Source organism: Olsenella kribbiana (genome assembly GCF_036408795.1).
GTDB classification, from domain to species: Bacteria; Actinomycetota; Coriobacteriia; order Coriobacteriales; family Atopobiaceae; genus Olsenella_L; species Olsenella_L kribbiana.
This window is the reverse complement of sequence record NZ_JAZGJP010000015.1, coordinates 27,769-46,099: the sequence shown is the minus strand read 5'-3', so window position 1 is coordinate 46,099 and position 18,331 is coordinate 27,769. Positions and strand designations below refer to the sequence as shown.

Here is an 18,331-nt window from a genome sequence, read left to right as displayed (position 1 = left end):
CGCCTCCTACCGCGATGCGTTCTCGCTCATGCTCAGATGGTTCCGCGACGAGAGGGGCACAGATGCATCGGAGGTGGGCATGGACGACCTCACGGCAGAGAACGTCGAGGAATTCCTGCTGCACCTCGCCGAGAGGCGCGGCAATTCGGCGCAGACCGTGAACTGCAGGCTCGCGGCCATAAAGGCGTTCTGCTCATATGCGGCATACAGGGCTCCGGAGCGGCTTGCCGGGATGAAGCGGATCTCGGACATCCCCCGCCGCACGGAGAAGAGGCGCGAGGTCGGCTATCTGACGCAGGAGGAGGTCGGCTGGCTCCTCGATGCATGCGATGCCGCCTCGCGGCGCGGGCAGGAGGACCATCTCCTGCTGTCGCTGCTCTTCAGCACGGGAGCGAGGATAAGCGAGGCCGTCGCCCTCAGGATGCGCAGCTTCGAGAGGCGCGGGGGCAGGCTCTCGGTGCATCTTGCGGGAAAGGGGCGCAAGGAGCGCACGCTGCCCCTTTGGCCAGAGGTTGCCGGCGAGGTCACGGCATTCGCCGAGGAGAGGCAGCTCGGAGCCGACAGCTTCGTCTTCCCCGGGAGGAATTGTGTTTGATAGCCTCCTAATTGCACAAAAAAGCAGAGCGGCTTTTCACTCGTGAGCATGAAAAAGTTTCACAGATAAGCAAGAGGGACACGTCCTGGCACCGCACACATTGCCATGCTCGATTCGCAGAATCCAACCCACGGATCGAGAGGCAGGAAAGGAAGATGCTGGACATGTCCCAGATAGAGAGGATACGCGACATGCTCGCGGATGGCTATACGCCGACGGAGGTGAAGGAGACCCTCGGAGTGTCGTACCCAACGATCAGGAAGTACGCTCAGGAAGACGACTTCTCGCCCCAAAGGCCCAAGGCCTCGGAGCACCCGAGCAAGCTCGATCCCTACAAGGCCTTCATCGGCGAGATGCTCGAGGAGGACCGCCACTGCTACCACAAGCAGCGCCACACGGCCAAGCGCGTCTTCAAGAGGCTGTGCGCGGAGCATGGCTTTAGTGGCAGCTACTCCACGGTGCAGCGCTACATGAAGGAGATTCGCTCCAAGGGGCCGAGGGGCGAGTCGGTGAGGCTCGGATGGGACCCGGGCACCATGCAGGTCGACTTCGGGCAGGCCGACTTCGATTATGCCTTCGGCGGCGGCAGGACAAGGATGCACTACCTGCCGATGTCCTTCCCGTACTCCAACCATGAGGTGTGCGAGGTCTTCGCGGACGAGAAGGACGTCTGTGTCTGCCAGGGGCTCAAGGACTGCTTCGAGCGCATCGGGGGCGTTCCCCCCGTCATCGTGCTCGACAACGCCACCGAGGCCGGGAGGAGGTGGCGCGACGTGATCGTGGAGTCCGACCTCTTCCGCCGGCTCAGGCTGCACTACGGCTTCACGGCCCGCTTCTGCAACCCGAACGCCGGCAAGGAGAAGGGAAACGTCGAGGGCAAGGTCGGCTACACCAGGAGGAACTTCTTCGTGCCCGTGCCCGAGGTGGACGACCTTCAAGACTACAACCGAGGGCTTGCCGAGACGCTTGACGCCCATTCCGAAGAGCAGCTCCACTACGAGAAGGGACTCAGCTGGGCCACCCTCTTCCAGGTTGACAAGGCGCATCTCCTGCCTCTTCCGAAAAAGCCCTTCGACGTCGTCAAGTGGGCGTCGTGCACGACCGACGGCTACGGAAGGATCACCTTGGACGGCTGCCATCGCTATCTGGCGTCACCCTCACTCGCATGTGTTTCGCTCACGGTGGGCGTGCGCGCCTTCACGGTGGAGATAGACTCCCCTGACGGGACGCCGCTAAGGACCTACCGCAGGCGCTCCGGCAAGCTCTTCACCTCCGACGAGGACCCGCTGGCACTGCTCGAACCGCTTTCGATGAAGACACGCGCCTTCATGCAGTCCAGCGTATGCGCGCTGTTCGACGAGGATGTGAGGGACGCCTTCGGCTCCATGGCGACCGACGAGCTGAAAGGCCAGGTCAAGGTGATCTCTAGGCTCGCACAAGCCTATGGCATGGGGATCACCGCCCAGGCGTTCTCCGAGGCGCTGCGGGCCACCAGCAAGATGCGCCCCGCCGATGTCGAGATGTGCTGCGCCAGGATCCGCGCGCAAGGCACCAGGGCCAAGGCAGCGCGCGAGCTGGGCACCAGGCTCGCCGACTACGACGGCTTCATGCTCAGGGGAGGCGATCGGGATGGCCAGGCTGCCGCAGAAGGTTGATGCACGCTACGAGAGGCTGAAGCGCGCCGAGCGCGAGGGTGGCTCCATCCTGCTGTCGAAGGCGACGATGCGCTACGTGGCCGAGACGGCCACCGATGGGCAGTTTGCGTTCTTCGAGGATGCGCTCGCAAGGGAGTACGCGCTCAGGCACCAAAGCCGGATAGCGCGGCTCAAGCGGCAGGCGAACTTTCCCTCGCAGAAGGGCTTCGATGGCTTCGAATGGTCGGGAATCGCGTTTCCCCGCGGCTTCACGAGGGACGACATGCTCTCGCTTGCCTTCATCGACGCCCACGAGGACCTGGTGCTCTTCGGAGGATCGGGCAATGGCAAGACCCATACCGCGATAGCCTTGGGGCTGCTCGCCTGCGGCGAGGGCAGAAAAGTCGCGTTCTGGCCGACGGCGGAGCTGGTAAGCGAGCTGAGGCGTGCGAATAAGGAGGGGACGACACAGGACGCGCTCAGGAGGCTCGGCAGGTGCGACCTCATCATCCTGGACGAGTGGGGGTACCTTCCCACCGATCCCGACGGGGCAAGGCTTCTGTTCCGGGTGGTGTCGATGTGCTACGAGCGGATCGCGCTCATCCTCACCACCAACATCGAGTTCTCCAGATGGGGCGAGATCTTTGCCGACGACGACATGGCCAAGGCGATGATGGACCGCATCGTCCACCACGGCAGGCTCGTCACCTACGACAGGGAGTCGTACAGGGTCAAACACGCGCTCATGCGCGGGGAGTTGTAGGAGAAGAAAGGATTGGTGCCAGGGCGACGCTCGTGCGTGAAGAATCTTCACGCTGACGTGTGAAACGAACGGATGCTGTTTTGTGAAACGAGAGGTTGACGAAACACAGAGGAATGTCGAGCATCTGAGCAGGTCGGGCGCAAGGTCGCGGATCGATGCAGCCGTTCGCCGGGCGTCGGAGCTCCATCCTGCCCTCGCCGGAAAGCGGATCACGCCCCACGTGTTCCGCCATTCCTGCGCGATGGCCATGCTGGAATCCGGAGTCGACCTCTCGACGATCGCCATATGGCTGGGGCATGAGAGCGTGCAGACGACGCACAGATACATGGTCGCAAGCATGTCCAGGAAGGAAGATGCGCTGGCGAGGGTGCATCCGGACAGCCGGCAGGAATCCGGCTGCAGGCGCTACAGAGCCCAGGGGGACATCCTCAGCTTCCTCGAATCCCTGTAGCGCGATGCATTATGTGCTGGGCGCCGGATGGCCGGGCCCCTCCGCCTGCCGTCCGGCACCCACTCGGCACATAATCGCATCCAGCGCATTAGAGGGCCTGTTCGGCCATATGAAGGACGAGCTCTTCCGCGGGCATGACTGGGGCACGTTCGAGACGTTCAAGGCAGACCTCGAGGCATATATAATCTTCTGGAACACCCGCAGGCGCCAGAAGGCGCTCGACGGCCTGACCCCGGAGGAGTTCCGGAACCAGGCCGCCTAGGCTCAGTCTCTATTAGGGCGTCCAGGATTTGGGGCGCAGTTCACGGTCGCGGCCCGCGCCTGCTCGGCGAAGAGCGCGTACGCCTCGTCAAAGGGAAGGGTCCCCATAGGCTCGAGGAGCTGCCCCGACGGGCCGATGTCGGCGGCGACGTAGCGCCCCCCCGAGGCGCGTGCGCACGAGACGGCGGCGTCGAAGATCTGCTCCACCGTCGCGGCGTCGCCGAGCTTATCGCGGTTCGCGCCGAAGGTGTTCGTGGTCACGACGTCCGCGCCGGCGGCGACATAGGCGGCGTGAACCTCGGAGATCTCGCCGGGGTTGGTAAGGCACAGAAGCTCCGGCAGCTCGCCGGCGGCAAGGCCGCGCGCCTGCAGCTGCGTGCCCATGGCGCCGTCGAACACAAGGAAGTTCTTTCCGTCGAGGACGCCCGCAGATAGTCGTCGGCCACGCGCAGGCGCCGCGGCTCCAGGCGGGCCTCGGGCCAGGTGCAGCCGAGCTTCTTTGCGTTTGCCATGCGCTTCTCCCCACGTTATCGTTCAGATCAGTATGTTACCGGCGTTATAAGAGATAATTCTTCAGTAAAGCAAGTTAAGGGATCTCAAGCAATAAAATGCAGAGCAAACCCCCGGCAACTTTAGAACTCACACGAAGCAGAGTCTCAAATAAGCTAGCTCCCGAAAAGAGGGAGACAATATGCCTAGGAAAGGACCCGGCGCGGCTGTCTGGTTGTGAAAGCAATCCAGAACCCATGGCAATACACGAGTTCATCAGAATGCGCATACACATTCCTCAGGGCGATTGCCATCTCGTCCGCAATTCCCGAATAATAATCGCGCATATCAAATTGCGCCGCGACGGGCTGAAACCCGTCGCGGCGCAATTGTCCGATAAAACCTAAGTCTTACGACTCGAGCTTGCCGGTCTCGGCGAGGTTCTTGAACCAGTACGCGCTAGCCTTCGGGTAGCGCTTCTGGGTCTCGAAATCAACGTAGAACAGGCCGTAGCGCTTATTGTAGCCGTTGGTCCAGCTGAACTGGTCCTGAAGCGACCAAACAAAGTAGCCCGCAACGTTTACGCCGCCCTCGATGGCGCGATGAATCCAGGTGAGATGCTGGCGCAGATAGTCAATGCGCGGGGCATCGTCGATGAAACCGTCCTCGAAGTCGTCCTTGTACCCCATGCCGTTCTCGGTCACATAGATTTTCTTGTAGTTGGGGTAGTCGTTCTTAATTCGCATGAGGAGATCGTAGAGGCCCTCGGGATAGATGATCCAATCCCAGTCAGTCGTTGGGACGCCTTCGCGCACACAGGACTCGCCAACGCCCTTGAGGAACCAGCGGCTTGAGCCCTTGTCGCCCGTGCCGTTGTGGTGAATGTCGTTCTCGCCTTCGGCGGCGCGCAGGAACTGGCACTTGTAGGTGTTCACGCCGAGGCAGTCGCAGTACGGCAGAGCCGCGGTCAGAGCTTCGATGTCCTCATCGCGGATATCGAGTTCGCCTCCCGCGATGTGCGCGAGCCTCGTGGCCGCCTCAAGCGTATCGGGAGCGTAGTGTCCGCGGAACGTGGCATCGAGCACCCAGCGGTTGTTGATAACGTCAGCCATTCGAGCGGCCTCAGCATCGGCAGCGGAGTTCGGATCGAGAGGATACTTAGGCTCAAGGTTCTGCACGATGCCAATCTCGCCCTCATAACCACCGTCGTGGAAAGCGACGACGGCGCGGGCGTGAGCCACCATCATGTTGTGCATGAGCTGGAACGCCTTGTCCAAGCGATACTTCTCGCCATGGGGCCAGTTGCCCACGATGAAACTGCCCTCAGCGGTTGCCGGGATCTCGTTAAAGGTGAACCAGTGTTTAACCTCAGTGAACTCGCCAAAGCAGAAGGTCGCATAATCGACGAAGGCATCGATGGTAGAGCGGGTGAGGAAACCTTCGCCGCCGTTCTCATAGAACGCTTCGGGAGTGTCGAAGTGATCGAGCGTGACGTAGGGCACGACACCGCGGCGCTCGCATTCGGCAAAGAGCGCGTGGTAGAAGTCCACACCCTCCTGATTAAGCGCGCCAGTCCCTGCAGGGAAGATACGCGTCCAGGCAATTGAGACGCGGATGCCGTTCACGCCAAAGCGCTGACAAAGCTCCAGGTCGACAGGATACCTGTTATAGAAGTCGCTTGCCGGATCGGGAGAAAAACGCCCCTGCGCGGCGAGGAAGTCGTCCCAAGGCACTTTGCCCTTACCGTGAGTGCGGGTCTCACCCTCGACCTGATAGGCGGCGGTAGCGCCGCCGTAGACGAAACCCTCAGGGAACTGTCTGCTCATGTTCAATCCTTTCGACATGATCGCGAGGCATCGCCCCGCGCTTCTATGCAAGAGATGTGCCGCCGGGCGCAAAGGGAAGGTACGCCCGACGGCAAGGGAAGGAGGGCTGCTTCGCTACTCTGCCATGTTCTGACGGAGCCATTTGATGGCACCCTCGGGATCGCGGGTGAGTTTGATGTATTCCTGACCACGAGGCGCAAGAAGCTTAATGCCCAGACGGTCAGTATCAGCCTTCATATCCTCATAGTAGCTACGGACCTGCGGAGCAAGCACAATGACGTCGTATTGGTTCATGATTGCGGTGTGCTGGCCATAGGCACCGGCAGCGGAGGCAATGTTCTCGCCCGTGGCTGCGGCTCCCTCCTTGATGGCGTTGGCAAGCATCGCGGAGGTACCGGCGCCGGCGCAGAGCACGAGAACCTTCAAGCCGTCGACGGACTTCTTTGCGTCACCAGCGGGCTCTGTGACGGCAGGCACGGAAACAGGCTCGGCATCCGTAGCCGGCGTGGAAACAGACGCTTCGGCCACAACGGGCGCAGAAATTGCGGCGGAACCGTCACCCTCTGCCTCGAGTTCGCCCGCACGCTCGGCCTCCTGATCGCAGAGCATCTTATCGTATGCCTTAAGGAACGGCATGTAGATGACGGCATCGACTATCAAAAGCGCAGCAACAAAGAGCAGCGATATGAGCTGGAAGCCGGTAGAGATGAAGATGCCGATCGGGGCAGGCGTGGCCCAAGGCACAACAAAGCTGAAGCCGTTCATGCCCACATCGTCGATGAAGAACTTGGCAAGGCACACGTTGACGCAGCCTGCAAGCGTAAAGGGTATGAACATATAGGGGTTTAGAATCATCGGGGCGCCGAAAAGCAGCGGCTCGTTGACGGCGAAAGCGACAGGAACAATAGAGGCCTTACCAACCGCCTTGAGCTGCTTCGACTTCATGAAGAGGATGAGCAGAAGAGGAACGATGAACGTGGCGCCGGTGCCACCGAACTCACCGACGAGGGAGAGGTTGAAGCACAGGGAGTGCGCAGGGTGACCGCCGGCCATGAGCACCTGAAGGTTCTCTGCCTGGTTGGCGAGGCGGATAGGGTCGATGGCCGGCTGGACAATCGAGGGGCCATGGATACCGATGAACCAGAAGAACGCGGTGAAGAACTGGATGATGATCAGACCGGGATAAGTCTCGGCGGCAGTGAAAAGCGGCGAAAGCAGCTTAATCAGAATCTCGGAGAAAGGCACGCCGGCGATTGCACGGATAGCGACGTCGATGAGCGCGCAGATAACGACCGAACCAGCGAAGGGGATGATGTCGCGGAAGTTCTGGGCGATGGCGCCGGGGACCTCTTTGGGCAACTTAATGGTGAGGTCACGGCTAACGCAGAACTTGTACACGCCAACGGTAATGAACGCGGCGATGAAGGCAGAATACAAACCGCGAGTGCCCATAGAAGTGCAGTCAAAGACGCTGACCTCCGAGCCGTCGAGCATGACGGGGAACTGCGTGACGGCGAGCAGCAGCATCGAGCACTGGGCCGCGATCATGGTGGAACCGTCGTTCAGGACCTTGCCGTCCGGCATCTTGCGATTCATCGAGGCGGTAAAGTTCTTGGCAGTAGTACCAGCGCACATGATGCCCATAACGCCCATAGTGAAGTTGTAAAGCTTGTTGCACCAATCGATCAGCGGTTGGGGCAGCGCTATGCCAACGACGCTCGGCAAGGTAGCGATGAGAAGAAAAATTGACGAGGTGAGGACGATGGGCATGCAGCCGAGGAATCCATCCTTAATCGCCTGGAGGTAGGGGTTTCTACCAATCTTCTCAAAGAGGGGCTGCTGCTTCTCGAGCAGCTTGATGATTGCGTCCATGGCGCTCCTTTGCAGTGGTCTTGTTCTTTATTTGTGCCAGGAAGAAACGCTTTACGAAACAGCCTTCCCCGCCCGGTGGGGATGGCCCGCCTCGGACCGCCCGGTGGCCCTCGACTAATCGAATTCGAACGTATAGTTGTGCGTTTTTGTAAATGACAACGTTGTCATTCGACTTGGTGACAATAATAGGCATTTCCTGCGGGAATATCGAGCCGAAGTTGAGTCACTCACCCGAGTGGCATTGAATTACCGGTGAGCGGTTTTGTTCATTATTGTTCGAAGGAGTTTGAATGGCACCACATGAGCGCCGAGGAGTGTCGATGGTGGATGTCGCCCACGAGGCCGGGGTCTCGTTAAAAACCGTCTCGCGCGTGGTCAATGAGCCCGATACTGTCCGGCCCGCAACCCGCAATGCAGTCAATGAGGCTATGGAACGACTCGGATTCCGCACCAACTACGCCGCCCGATCGCTCAAGCTCGGCGCCTATAAGTCCATAGGTCTTGTTATCTTCGACCTCTTTGGCGGGAACCTCAGCGTGCTCAACGGCATTGCTTCTGCTGCAGCAGATCAAGGCTATGCGATTACACTAATCAAGCGCATGAGCAAAGAGGAGCTCCCTTTGAGCGAGGCGGCCCGCAGGATGGGCCAACTGCCAGTTGATGGCATGATCTTCAATCTGGCTCAGATGGTCGACGATTTCGCAGAATATCGCTCTCCCGTCGGCCTAAGGACTGTGATTATCACGCCTTTTGAACACGCGACCTGCTCAACAGTCTCGGACGATCAGGAAGGCGCAGCAAGAGCGGCCTGCAGACGACTAATCGAGCTCGGGCATCGGCATATTCGCTTTATTGCGGGACCGTCGGACTCGCTCGCGAGCAAAAACCGCGAGCGCGGCTGGCGTCTCGCGCTCGACGAGGCGGGACTTGCTGCTGCGGACCCCCTGCACGGGGATTGGAGCGCTGACTCAGGGTATGAGGCGGGCGCAATTCTTGCCCAAGATCAGATGTGCACGGCGATTCTGGCGTGCAACGATAACATGGCGAACGGCGCGATGCAGGCACTGAATGATGCCGGACGCAGAGTGCCAGACGACGTGAGCATCATCGGGTTCGATGACTCGCTCACAGACTCTGTTCCGCACACAATCCTCTCCTCCATCCGCTTCGACCATCAGAAACTCGGCGCAAGGGCCTTCGAAGAGGTCCTCGACGCTTCTGATGAGAAGCACCGCATTCTCATCCCTGGCGCGCTCATCGAGCGAGGCAGCATACGGCCCAGATCATAGGAGCAAAACCACAAAGATGAAACGATAGTGGGCCTTCTTCGTTAGGGGGACAAGAATAGCGGAGCCGAGTGATTTCAAAACGATCAGCCCTATATCCGACGACGGCGATAAACAATCGTGAGATTGACGTCTGGTTTGCGAACGGCGTAAGCGCGCATCGGCCCCTCCGCCATCATTAATCCAGGACCATGGAAACGACTCAAGAACCCCGGTTTTTTCTCCCTCGCGTACACCGCGAGGAATGCCATCACGAGAACAGATGACGCGGACATCGCGCCAGAAGATGTACGGAAAAGGCGTATGAATCGGCTGCGACACATCGCGGCGGCCCAACATAAAGCGCCGCTCTATCAATGATAGGCGTCTCTCGCCGGAAGCTCGCCCAGCGAGAGACGCCTATTCCTATTCACTAGTGCAACCGCGACACATTAGACTTGCTCGACCTCGACAGCCGAGTAGACGTCGTCCCAGCGGTCCATCGGCAGGTGGCCGGTGGCGGGGTCCATGGCGTTCAGCGTGCCGCAGGTGTTGCCCAGGCGCAGGACCTCGGCGGGGTCGGCGCCGGCGGCGATGCCGTGGGCGAAGCCCGCGATCGTCGAGTCGCCCGAGCCGGTGGCGTTCACGCACTCGATGCGCGGCGCGCGGACGCGCCAGGCGCGGCCCTGGTGGAAGGCCGCCGAGCCGGCGGCGCCCATCGAGACGACGACCCACTCGACGCCGGCGAAGCGCTCGTCGGAGGCGACGGCGTCCCGGACCTCGTCCAGGCGCTCGGGCGAGAACTCGCGCCCGAGGAGGCCGCCGAGCTCGGTGAGGTTGGGCTTCACGAGGTAGGGCTTGGCCTTCGCCGCGAGCGCGGCGTCGAGCGAGGCGCCCGAGGTGTCGAGGAGCACCTTGGCCCCCGCGCCGGCGGCGACGCCCGCGAGCTCGGCGTAGTAGCCGGCGTCCACGCCGCGCGGCAGGCTGCCCGACATCGTCACGACGTCGGCGCGCCCCGCGAGGCCGCGGAACTTCTCCCCGAAGCCGGCGAGCTCGTCGCCGGAGACCTCGGGTCCCGCCTCGAGGAACTCGGTCTGGTTGCCCTCGTGGAGCACCGCGACGCAGACGCGGCTCTCGCCGGCGATGCGCGCGAAGTCGTGGGCGACCCCGCACTCGTCGAGGCGGTCGGCGATGAAGTCGCCCATGCGCCCACCCAGCAGGCCGGTGGCGAGCACGTCGTCGCCGAGCTGCCCGAGCACGCGCGAGACGTTGAGCCCCTTGCCGCCCGCGGTCTTGATGGGCTCGACGCGGTTCACGTCGTCGACCTTGAGGGGCCCCGCGAGCGGGTAGGCCGTGTCGATCGACGGGTTCATGGTGACGGTGAGGATCATCGCGGGCACCTAGGCCTTGTTGGTGGAGCCGAGGTTGTCCATGTGGGAGGCCACGACGTCGTAGATCTCCTGCATGCCGGGCTTGCTGGGCTTCTTCGGGTCGAAGCAGCCGGGGTTGTCGGCCATGTAGCCCATGAAGCCCTTGGTGAAGGCCTGGCGCAGCTCGGTGGCGTAGTTGACCTTGCAGATGCCGTTGCGGATGGCCTCGGCGACCTGGTCGTCGGGCACGCCGGAGGTGCCGTGGAGCACCAGCGGGATCTCGAGGCGGGAGCGGATCTCCTTCAGGACGCCCTGCTCGATGTGCGGAGTGCCCTTGTAGACGCCGTGGGCGGTGCCCACGCCGACGGCCAGCGAGCCGCAGCCGGTGCGCGCGACGAACTCCTCGGCCTCGTCCGGGTCGGTGTAGGGGTTCTCGCCCTCGACCGCCGGGCCGTCGTCCTCCTTGCCGCCGACCTTGCCGAGCTCGGCCTCGACGGGGATGCCCAGGGGCGCCGCGACCTTGGTCACGCTCGCGGTCAGCGCGATGTTGTCCTCGAACGGCACGTGGGAGCCGTCGATCATGACGGAGGTGTAGCCGGCGTGCATGGCCTGGACGCAGCGGTCGAAGCCGTCGCCGTGGTCGAGGTGGATGGCCACGGGGACGCTCGCGGCGTCGGCGGCCACCTTGCACATGGCGGCGAAGTAGTCGAGGTTGGCGTACTTGACGGTGCCCGGGGTGGTCTGCATGATGACCGGGCTCTTCTTGTCCTCGGCGGCCTTGATGACGGCCATGACGAACTCGAGGCTCTCGACGTTGAAGGCGCCGACGGCGTAGTGCCCCGCCTGGGCGTCGAGCAGCATCTCCTTGGTGGTGACGAGCATTTGGTTCTCCTTTTTTTGGTATGGCATGCCCAGAACACATGTGTCATCTGGACATACAGGATAATTTCGTTTACTTCCCGCCAAGCATCAGAACAAATGCTTTAACAGGACGTTTGTTCAGATATAGCGAATATGCAACCTAGAATGGCTGAACCGTGAAGCTGCGCTCAACTGTCTGGCCGGGAGCCGCCACGATACATCCGCGTTTGTGCTCAAAAACATCGTCCTCATCTGAGCATGTCGAAAGTCCGCCCCACGGCTCAAGCGCGACAAAGTCTCCAGCCGGCTTGCTCCATACGACCAGGTAGTCAAAGTCCGGGAACTTAACCTTAACGCCGTGACCGCTTAATCCCTCGAGTACAACCTCACGACTCTTGAGACGATCGTATATTGTCTCGGCAAAGTCAAACAGCTGGTGAGAAAGGCACAGTTCGAGTCCGTCCTGCGGCGCCGGGTCGCGATTCTCGACGTCGATCAGGCCCGTCGAGGGCACAGCTCGGCACACATCCCCCTCAGGCTTCTCAAAGCGCACGGAGTAATCTGTGTATCTCTCGCCCGGCATAATTGGACAACGAAACGCCGGGTGCCCGCCTATGAAGAAAGGCATCGACTCGAGGCCTGTATTTGTGACCGCATAGGTAATGCGTAAAGATTGCCCTTCGAGTTCATAGCGTGCAACAAGCTCAAAATCGAAGGGATACTTGGCTAGGGTCTCGGAATTTGAGCAAAGTCGCAGCTCGACTTTTTCTTCAGAGGCGTTAAGCGGCTCGAACTCCATCTTACGTGCAAACCCATGGCGAGGGAGCTCAATCTGTTTTCCGGACTCCGTCACGGCCTTGCCTTCGCGCAGACCGCCGCAGATGGGGAAGCAAATGGGGGCCTGGCCCGTCCAGATTTCGGGATTGGGCTGCCAAAGGTACTCACGCCCGTCTCTTTTTATCGAGGTGAGCGTCCCACCTGCGGTCGTCACGCCAACGCTCAGGTACTTGTTCTCAATTATGGTCTGCATGCCGCGCCTCCTCGAGCGGGGTGCCTCGCCACACAAAGCGGGCGCCCCACGTCGCTGTTAATCGTGGTAGTAGCCCTGGTTCCACTTCTCGATGAACTCATCGAGATAGTGGGGGTCGGCCTGAGCGGCGGCGTCGGCCTTGTTCACGGCATCGATCTTCGCCACAAGCGCATCGTGCTCCGGCGTCTTCTCGTAGCTTTCCTTTAGGAAGGCAAGCATAATGTCAGCCATGAGGAACTCCCCGGTGATCTTTCCACCGAACCCGACGACGTTGGCATTGAGGCAGCGGCGGGCGTAGAGCGCAGAAGTCATGTCACGGACAAGCGCACAGCGGGCACCGGGGACCTTGTTCACTGCGTTAGTGATGCCAATGCCCGTGCCGCACAAAGCTACACCGAGGTCAGCACGTCCGGAAGCAACGGCCTCGCCAACGGCCTTGCCATAAATCGGGTAATGCGTACGTGTGTGGCTGTAGGTTCCAACGTCGAGGACCTCGTATCCTGCCTCCTCGAGGCGGTCGTGCAGATAGGTCTTTTCGTCAGTAACGATGTGGTCGCAGCCAAGCGCGATGATCATAATTTATCTCCTTATATCATTTCTCGTATAAGACAGGGGGGGTTGTCCTTATGTCTTATTAAGCGAGCTTGTTGAGCATGTCGACACGAACCTGGTGGCGACCGCCGGCGTAGTCTGCCGCGAGGAACTCACGGGCAATCTTCTTGGCGACCTCAGAGCCCACGACGTTCGGGCCCATGCAGACAATGCGGGAGTTGTTGTGTTCGCGGGTCATGTACGCGCTGCGCTCGTCGGAAATGTTCGCGCAGACCATACCCTTTACGCGGGTGCAGACCATGTAGCTGCCCACACCGTATCCGTCGAAGCAGAACCCGAGCGTCCCGTCGTTGGCTTGGACGTCCGCCGCCACGGCGAGCGCGGAATCTACGAAATCGGCAGCGGGCTCGACGGAGAGATCGACGACCTCATGGCCGTCCTCAACGAGGGCTTCCTTGACGATGTTCTTGAGGGACATGCCCTCCGCGTCGGAACCAATAACGACTCTCATGCTTCCTCCTTGGAAATTCGACAAGACGGTTCCTAGACACCGTTGACAGATGTCGTTATAGCGATGTCTACGATCAGCTCTTGTCACGCAAAAGATGCGATTGTGTTGTGGCTTGACAGTGACCTATACGCGCAAATCCTCACACGCCGCCGGGCACAGCGTGGATGGAACAAGGTAATAGCGGAGCCTCACGTGGGACAAATCACTCGCGTGAACTCCTCGACGCTCGTACGTTGATTGGGCGTGATTCCGCCATCGCAGATCAGGGCATCGATATCCGAGAGGTTATAGAACGAATAGAAGTCGCGAACGGCGATCTTACTCGCATCCGCAACGATATAACGGGAATCTGCCTGGTCGAAGGCCTTCTTTTGGAAGTAACCTTCTTCCATGTTCGAGGTATAGACATCATTGCCGAGCAGGCCGTTGACGCCGATGAATGCGGCATCAATGCCCACTTGGGAGATGGCACTCTCGGCGAGAGGGCCTACGAAAGCGCCAGTACGCTCACGGAAAGCCCCACCGATGAGAAAGAGCTCGCAGTTCTCGCGAGAGGCGAGCAGGTTGAATACATTGATCGAGTTCGTGACCACGCGCAGACGACCTGACGGCAGAAAGGGAATCATCTGCTCAACGGTGGTGCCGGTGCCGAGGAAGACCGTCGAACCCTCCTCGATGTGACCTGCAGCAAGGCGCGCCGCCTCGGCTTTCTCGGCGACGTTCTTGTCTCGCTTCTCGATATGAGTGTACTCGCGGCGCAGCATTGAATGAACAGGAGAGGCACACCGGCGGGCGCCACCGCGCACGCGCTCGATGTCTCCAGCAGCGCTAAGCTCCTCGAGGTCGCGTCGAACCGTCATCTCCGAGACATCAAGCGCGTCGGAGATCTCTTTGACCGAGACGGTCCCATGAGCATCCAGGAGCGCCTTCACGCGCTCATGCCGCTCCACTTTGATCATGGCACCCGCCTCCTCTGGCTCGATTACTTGCCGCTGTTATTTACAGTTATATTAGAACACTTTCGAACAGAAACGAACGTGAAAATTTAAAAAAGACGACGATTTGCCGTTCACCGCCAGTTTACGACCGTTCGAAGTTGTTCGTTATGTTTGTTGTTGTTCTTCTTTGTTCGGGAAGTATTGTTATATCAGCAAGAAGCTCAGAGGGCGGCTGCCCGGACGCCCCGCGAGCCCGAAGCGCACACAGGCGCAAAGGCGCCGCTAACAGAAAGGGGCCCAAAATGGCCACCAAAGAAGAAATCTCAATGATTGGCTTCGAGATTGTCGCGACCGCGGGCGATGCCATGACCGACCTGCTCCATGCCCTGGACGCCGCGCGCGAGGGCAACTTCTCCAAGGCGGAGGAGCTTCAGAAGAGCGCCTACGATACTCTCATCGAGGCACACAACATCCAGACCGGTATCCTTTCCAAAGAAGCGGGCGGCTCCGAGATGGATGTGACCTTTATCATGGTGCACGCGCAGGATACGCTCATGACCACCATGATGCTCGAGAAGCAGGCCAAGTTCATGATTGATGAGTACAAGCGGATCGCGGCGCTCGAGGCCAAGACGGCTTAGCCTACCTAATTAAAATCAAACAGACCACAAAGGAAGAGGCGGCGGCATCGATTGTTTTCGCCGCCTTTTTCCTTATGCGCAACTTTAATAAAAAGAGACACCTGGAAAAGCACCTTTGGTAGCCGTCTTCTTGCCCAAGAGGTGAATATCATGAACAAAGACAAGCTCGTCAGACTCTTTGAGGAGAGCTTTGGCACGGTGGGCGTCCGCAACCTGTTGTCCGTGCATGCGCCCGGCCGTTCCGAAATCGCCGGCAATCACACCGATCACGAGGGCGGGCGCGTAATAGCAGCAGCGCTCGACGTCGCCGTCGACTGCATCGCGGCGAACAACGGTACCGCTACCGTACGGGTAGCATCCGAAGGCTACCCGCAGATTGAGGTTGACCTGGACTCGCTCGATTCACGCGACGACGAAAAGGGCTCAACCGCCGCCCTTGTCCGAGGCATGGCGTACGAGGTCGCCGTTCGCGGCGGGACGCCCACAGGATTCGACCTCGCAATGACCTCCACCATCCCCTCTGGCGGCGGCCTCTCCAGCTCCGCAGCCGTCGAGGCCTGCCACCGCCTCAAGCGAGGTTGCCACAATGATGACCAAGGCATAGATGAGATTGAGCATGGAAAGCCTCTTTCAAGGAGAAGTGTGCACCCGCTGGCGAAAAGCCCAAGCAGGTGCACAAAGGCGCAGGTTAGCGCATGTCCTTGCGGTTGGGTACCCAGTCGGCGGTCTCCTGGTACCAGGTGAGCAGGCGCTCACGCATCTGTGCGACCTTCTCGGCGTAGGCCGGGTCATTAATGCGGTTGACCTGCTCATGCGGGTCAAGGTCCAGGTCATACAGGGTGTCGCGCTCGTAGGGGCGCATGGTGTACTTGAGGCTGCCCATGCAAATCATCGTGGCACGGGTATGGTTGGGGCCCTCCTCATGCTGGGTAGAGATGCGCGTGGCAAGCTCCTTGGCGGCCTTCTCCGTGAAGATCGCTACGAGGATAGTCGAAGGCTTCACGTGCTTCTTGAGGATGAGGTATGCCACACGCTTGACGAGCGTGAAGGTCTTACCCGTGCCGAGTCCGGCCGTGATGAGCACCGGCCCTTCGGTCGTGGTGATGGCACGGCGCTGCTCTTCGTTTGCGTTACCAAAGTCTAATGCTTGGTCCATGGGCTACAAGCTAATCCGCAACCATATGCGGCGAAAAGAATCAATATGTAACAGATTCTACCATCCGAAGAGAGCGGCCGCTGAAAGCCGTATGCCCGCTGGCGTCGTGGCTCAGTTTCCCACAGCGGGGGACGGACTCGCCGACGACAACCCCCTGCTCAGGGCCCCATACATGCATGCATGACGCTTGAGGTGCACGCCTTCCACAGCTAGCAACCATCTCGCGCACGCTGTCGTAAGCGGGAAGCCCGCTCCATCGGCACCATTTATTCAGTGTTTCCTTAGCATAAGACCATTCATCCTCTTCGATATTTGCAGTCATGTACTTAGCGCCGATTGTCTGAGTTATTTATCGATGTTGCACTTCGAGTCCTAACTAATATCGATTACCCCAGCATGACTATATGATCACGCCTAAGCAATCGGAGACAGACCCGGAAGAACGCCGGCAGGAAAAGCTTTTCTCGAGATTTAGATTCAGCGGAACATCAATAGCAACATATGCTTTGAATGCCTCTTGGAGACATAAACTGCAGACGCATTCCAGTGTCCAAACATGTAGCTACATATAAGATTATCTGCTTACTTTACTTCACGAAAAATCCATTTTAATAATTTGACCCAAAATTTGACCCAGAAAGAATCTGCAAATGAAAACAGCTCAGGGAATTGATTCCCTGAGCTGCGGACTTTTGGTCGCGGGGGGCGGACTTGAACCACCGACCTCCGGGCACCCTTTTCAAATTCTAGTTTCCCGAGGTCACACGCTATATCATCCCAGCTCAAACCCTATTTTTCGACCAAAACAGTGTCACTCGGTATCACGTAAAATCACGGAAAATCACGCTCATACATATTACCATACAGATTACCTCGAACCCCTAGGTCGTACGGAGCATGTCCACCAAAACGGAGACGTTGGTCGTATCCGTATAGTAGCTGCGATTCACCTCGGGGCTGTGCCCGAAATACGCCGAGCGAATCAAATCGGGAACGCCTCTCTGCATCCACTCGGTGTTGAGGGTCGCGCGCCAGACATGGGTCGAGACCTTATCGAGAAGGGGTATGTCCAAGGTGTCTGCCAACTCGTGATAGAGCTTCTTAATGGCATGCTGCGCGTTGTTGATGTCCCACGCGCTGCCAGGAGCCGCGGGGGCGGGGAACAGCAGCGCGCCTGGTTCGGCCCCCGCTCTTTCCAGCCGCGCCCTCATGCGCTCGGCAACGCGCTCGTCAAGGATGGGGATGGTACGCCCACGATGGGTCTTTGACACCTCGGTCGTCACGGTGACACTAAGCAAGCCGTCCTTGTCCTCAACGTTCGCGCGGCTGAGCAGTCTCGCCTCGTTGATGCGAAGCCCCGTCACTGCCTGCAGCAGCGTGATCTCAACGACAGCGCGGCGCAGATTGCGCACATCCTCAACGGTATAGCGCCCTCTTTTCGGCGGATTTACATCATTGGGGTCAATCGCAAGCAGGTATTCGAGCACGCGCCCGCGCTCCTCCGGCGTGAGCGCCTGTCCGCCCGGAGCCTTGTTTGTCATGCGGCACTCAGGCAGGCGCGGCCTGAAGCTCTTGAGGGGGTTGTGGGCGATTACCTCGTCGCGTACCAAAGGCTCAAGAACATATTTGCTCACCGTCTTTTGGCAATGCTTGGCGGTAGAGGTGCCGTGGCGCCTTGCCATCCCCTCCAAGATGCCTTCGAGGTTGCGCGGGCGAACCGCGTCCGCGATGCGAAAGCCCCCAAACGCCTCCGCCGCGAGATTGAGCACGTGGCAGTATTTATCCCGTGTTCGGGGTCGCAAGATGGAATCATCGGTGCGCTCGATTCCGGGGATTACCTCTTTGCGGATATAGTCGCGCATGCTCGACGAGCCCTTCCAAGGAGTGCTGCCCCCGCCTGTTGCGAGAATTTCCTCAGCTTGGGCATGAGCGCGGCGGCGCAGCTCGCCTTTGGTGCACTTCCCCTTGGTCGTCTTCTTGATGAGACGCCCGTTCAGCAAGCGCATGCTCCACTGCATGCGATAGCCACCGTCGGGCGTCGGCGTAATCTTTGCGCGGTCAATGCTTGTCTCTCCAAGCTCAAGGGCGACGCGGGACATGTTTCACCTCCCTTCCT

At 59.8% G+C, this 18,331-nt stretch carries 19 protein-coding genes; 8 read left to right on the top strand and 11 right to left on the bottom strand.

Annotated elements, in window-relative coordinates:
* From VXJ24_RS09425 to VXJ24_RS09405, 5 genes are all read left to right on the top strand, one after another.
* Nucleotides 1–595: tyrosine-type recombinase/integrase (locus tag VXJ24_RS09425; RefSeq protein WP_330972666.1), on the top strand; the 595-nt coding region annotated here is incomplete at its 5' end.
* Nucleotides 596–759: 164 nt separating this feature from the next.
* Nucleotides 760–2,250, top strand: a complete 1,491-nt coding sequence (istA, locus tag VXJ24_RS09420; RefSeq protein WP_330972665.1) for an IS21 family transposase — start codon at nucleotides 760–762, stop codon at nucleotides 2,248–2,250.
* Nucleotides 2,225–2,992, top strand: a complete 768-nt coding sequence (gene istB / locus VXJ24_RS09415; protein WP_330972664.1) for an IS21-like element helper ATPase IstB — start codon at nucleotides 2,225–2,227, stop codon at nucleotides 2,990–2,992. Before istA ends, istB begins: the two co-directional genes overlap by 26 nt.
* An 82-nt stretch (nucleotides 2,993–3,074) precedes the next feature.
* On the top strand, nucleotides 3,075–3,443 hold the full coding sequence (locus tag VXJ24_RS09410) for a tyrosine-type recombinase/integrase (RefSeq protein ID WP_330972663.1): 369 nt from the start codon (nucleotides 3,075–3,077) through the stop codon (nucleotides 3,441–3,443).
* Nucleotides 3,346–3,705 (top strand): IS3 family transposase, encoded by a 360-nt coding sequence (locus VXJ24_RS09405; protein WP_330972662.1) that lies wholly within the window; start codon nucleotides 3,346–3,348, stop codon nucleotides 3,703–3,705. Before VXJ24_RS09410 ends, VXJ24_RS09405 begins: the two co-directional genes overlap by 98 nt.
* A 2-nt stretch (nucleotides 3,706–3,707) precedes the next feature.
* Here VXJ24_RS09405 and VXJ24_RS09400 read toward each other — a convergent pair whose 3' ends face one another.
* The 3 genes from VXJ24_RS09400 to VXJ24_RS09390 all read right to left on the bottom strand — a co-directional run bounded on the left by VXJ24_RS09400 (nucleotide 3,708) and on the right by VXJ24_RS09390 (nucleotide 7,891).
* Entirely contained in the window at nucleotides 3,708–4,103 is a 396-nt protein-coding gene (locus VXJ24_RS09400) for a homocysteine S-methyltransferase family protein (RefSeq protein WP_330972661.1), read from the bottom strand.
* A 500-nt stretch (nucleotides 4,104–4,603) separates the two neighbouring features.
* A complete protein-coding gene (gene lacG, locus VXJ24_RS09395; protein ID WP_330972660.1) occupies nucleotides 4,604–6,019 on the bottom strand; it encodes a 6-phospho-beta-galactosidase in 1,416 nt (471 codons plus the stop codon).
* Between the two features lie 114 nt (nucleotides 6,020–6,133).
* Nucleotides 6,134–7,891 (bottom strand): PTS lactose transporter subunit IIBC, encoded by a 1,758-nt coding sequence (locus tag VXJ24_RS09390; protein WP_330972659.1) that lies wholly within the window; start codon nucleotides 7,889–7,891, stop codon nucleotides 6,134–6,136.
* 290 nt (nucleotides 7,892–8,181) lie between these two features.
* On the opposite strand from VXJ24_RS09390, the gene VXJ24_RS09385 reads away from it, so the two are divergent.
* The gene (locus VXJ24_RS09385; protein WP_330972658.1) at nucleotides 8,182–9,180 is read left to right on the top strand and encodes a LacI family DNA-binding transcriptional regulator; all 999 of its coding nucleotides are present in this window, start codon (nucleotides 8,182–8,184) and stop codon (nucleotides 9,178–9,180) included.
* A gap of 428 nt (nucleotides 9,181–9,608) precedes the next feature.
* On the opposite strand, the gene VXJ24_RS09380 is transcribed toward VXJ24_RS09385, so the two are convergent.
* The 6 genes from VXJ24_RS09380 to VXJ24_RS09355 all read right to left on the bottom strand — a co-directional run bounded on the left by VXJ24_RS09380 (nucleotide 9,609) and on the right by VXJ24_RS09355 (nucleotide 14,439).
* Entirely contained in the window at nucleotides 9,609–10,547 is a 939-nt protein-coding gene (locus VXJ24_RS09380; protein WP_059056113.1) for a hexose kinase, read from the bottom strand.
* Nucleotides 10,548–10,556: 9 nt separating this feature from the next.
* Nucleotides 10,557–11,408, bottom strand: coding sequence for a class II fructose-bisphosphate aldolase (locus tag VXJ24_RS09375; RefSeq protein WP_330972657.1), 852 nt, complete (start codon nucleotides 11,406–11,408; stop codon nucleotides 10,557–10,559).
* Nucleotides 11,409–11,547: 139 nt separating this feature from the next.
* Entirely contained in the window at nucleotides 11,548–12,417 is an 870-nt protein-coding gene (locus tag VXJ24_RS09370) for an aldose 1-epimerase family protein (protein WP_330972656.1), read from the bottom strand.
* Between the two features lie 57 nt (nucleotides 12,418–12,474).
* Nucleotides 12,475–12,993, bottom strand: a complete 519-nt coding sequence (gene lacB, locus VXJ24_RS09365) for a galactose-6-phosphate isomerase subunit LacB (RefSeq protein WP_059056119.1) — start codon at nucleotides 12,991–12,993, stop codon at nucleotides 12,475–12,477.
* A 58-nt stretch (nucleotides 12,994–13,051) separates the two neighbouring features.
* Nucleotides 13,052–13,480 carry a galactose-6-phosphate isomerase subunit LacA gene (gene lacA, locus VXJ24_RS09360; protein ID WP_059056121.1) on the bottom strand — a complete coding sequence of 143 codons (429 nt, stop codon included), beginning with the start codon at nucleotides 13,478–13,480 and terminating at the stop codon, nucleotides 13,052–13,054.
* A 188-nt stretch (nucleotides 13,481–13,668) separates the two neighbouring features.
* On the bottom strand, nucleotides 13,669–14,439 hold the full coding sequence (locus VXJ24_RS09355) for a DeoR/GlpR family DNA-binding transcription regulator (protein WP_070807642.1): 771 nt from the start codon (nucleotides 14,437–14,439) through the stop codon (nucleotides 13,669–13,671).
* Between the two features lie 281 nt (nucleotides 14,440–14,720).
* Here VXJ24_RS09355 and VXJ24_RS09350 point away from each other — a divergent pair, with 281 nt between their 5' ends.
* Entirely contained in the window at nucleotides 14,721–15,059 is a 339-nt protein-coding gene (locus tag VXJ24_RS09350) for a PTS lactose/cellobiose transporter subunit IIA (RefSeq protein ID WP_330972655.1), read from the top strand.
* A gap of 150 nt (nucleotides 15,060–15,209) precedes the next feature.
* Nucleotides 15,210–15,803, top strand: a complete 594-nt coding sequence (locus VXJ24_RS11520; RefSeq protein WP_430623818.1) for a galactokinase family protein — start codon at nucleotides 15,210–15,212, stop codon at nucleotides 15,801–15,803.
* Here VXJ24_RS11520 and VXJ24_RS09335 read toward each other — a convergent pair.
* Both VXJ24_RS09335 and VXJ24_RS09330 read right to left on the bottom strand, forming a co-directional pair.
* Nucleotides 15,748–16,215 carry a UvrD-helicase domain-containing protein gene (locus tag VXJ24_RS09335; RefSeq protein WP_330972654.1) on the bottom strand — a complete coding sequence of 156 codons (468 nt, stop codon included), beginning with the start codon at nucleotides 16,213–16,215 and terminating at the stop codon, nucleotides 15,748–15,750. The genes VXJ24_RS11520 and VXJ24_RS09335 overlap by 56 nt on opposite strands.
* An 881-nt stretch (nucleotides 16,216–17,096) precedes the next feature.
* A complete protein-coding gene (locus tag VXJ24_RS09330; protein ID WP_309321153.1) occupies nucleotides 17,097–18,314 on the bottom strand; it encodes a tyrosine-type recombinase/integrase in 1,218 nt (405 codons plus the stop codon).
* Nucleotides 18,315–18,331: the final 17 nt, after the last annotated feature.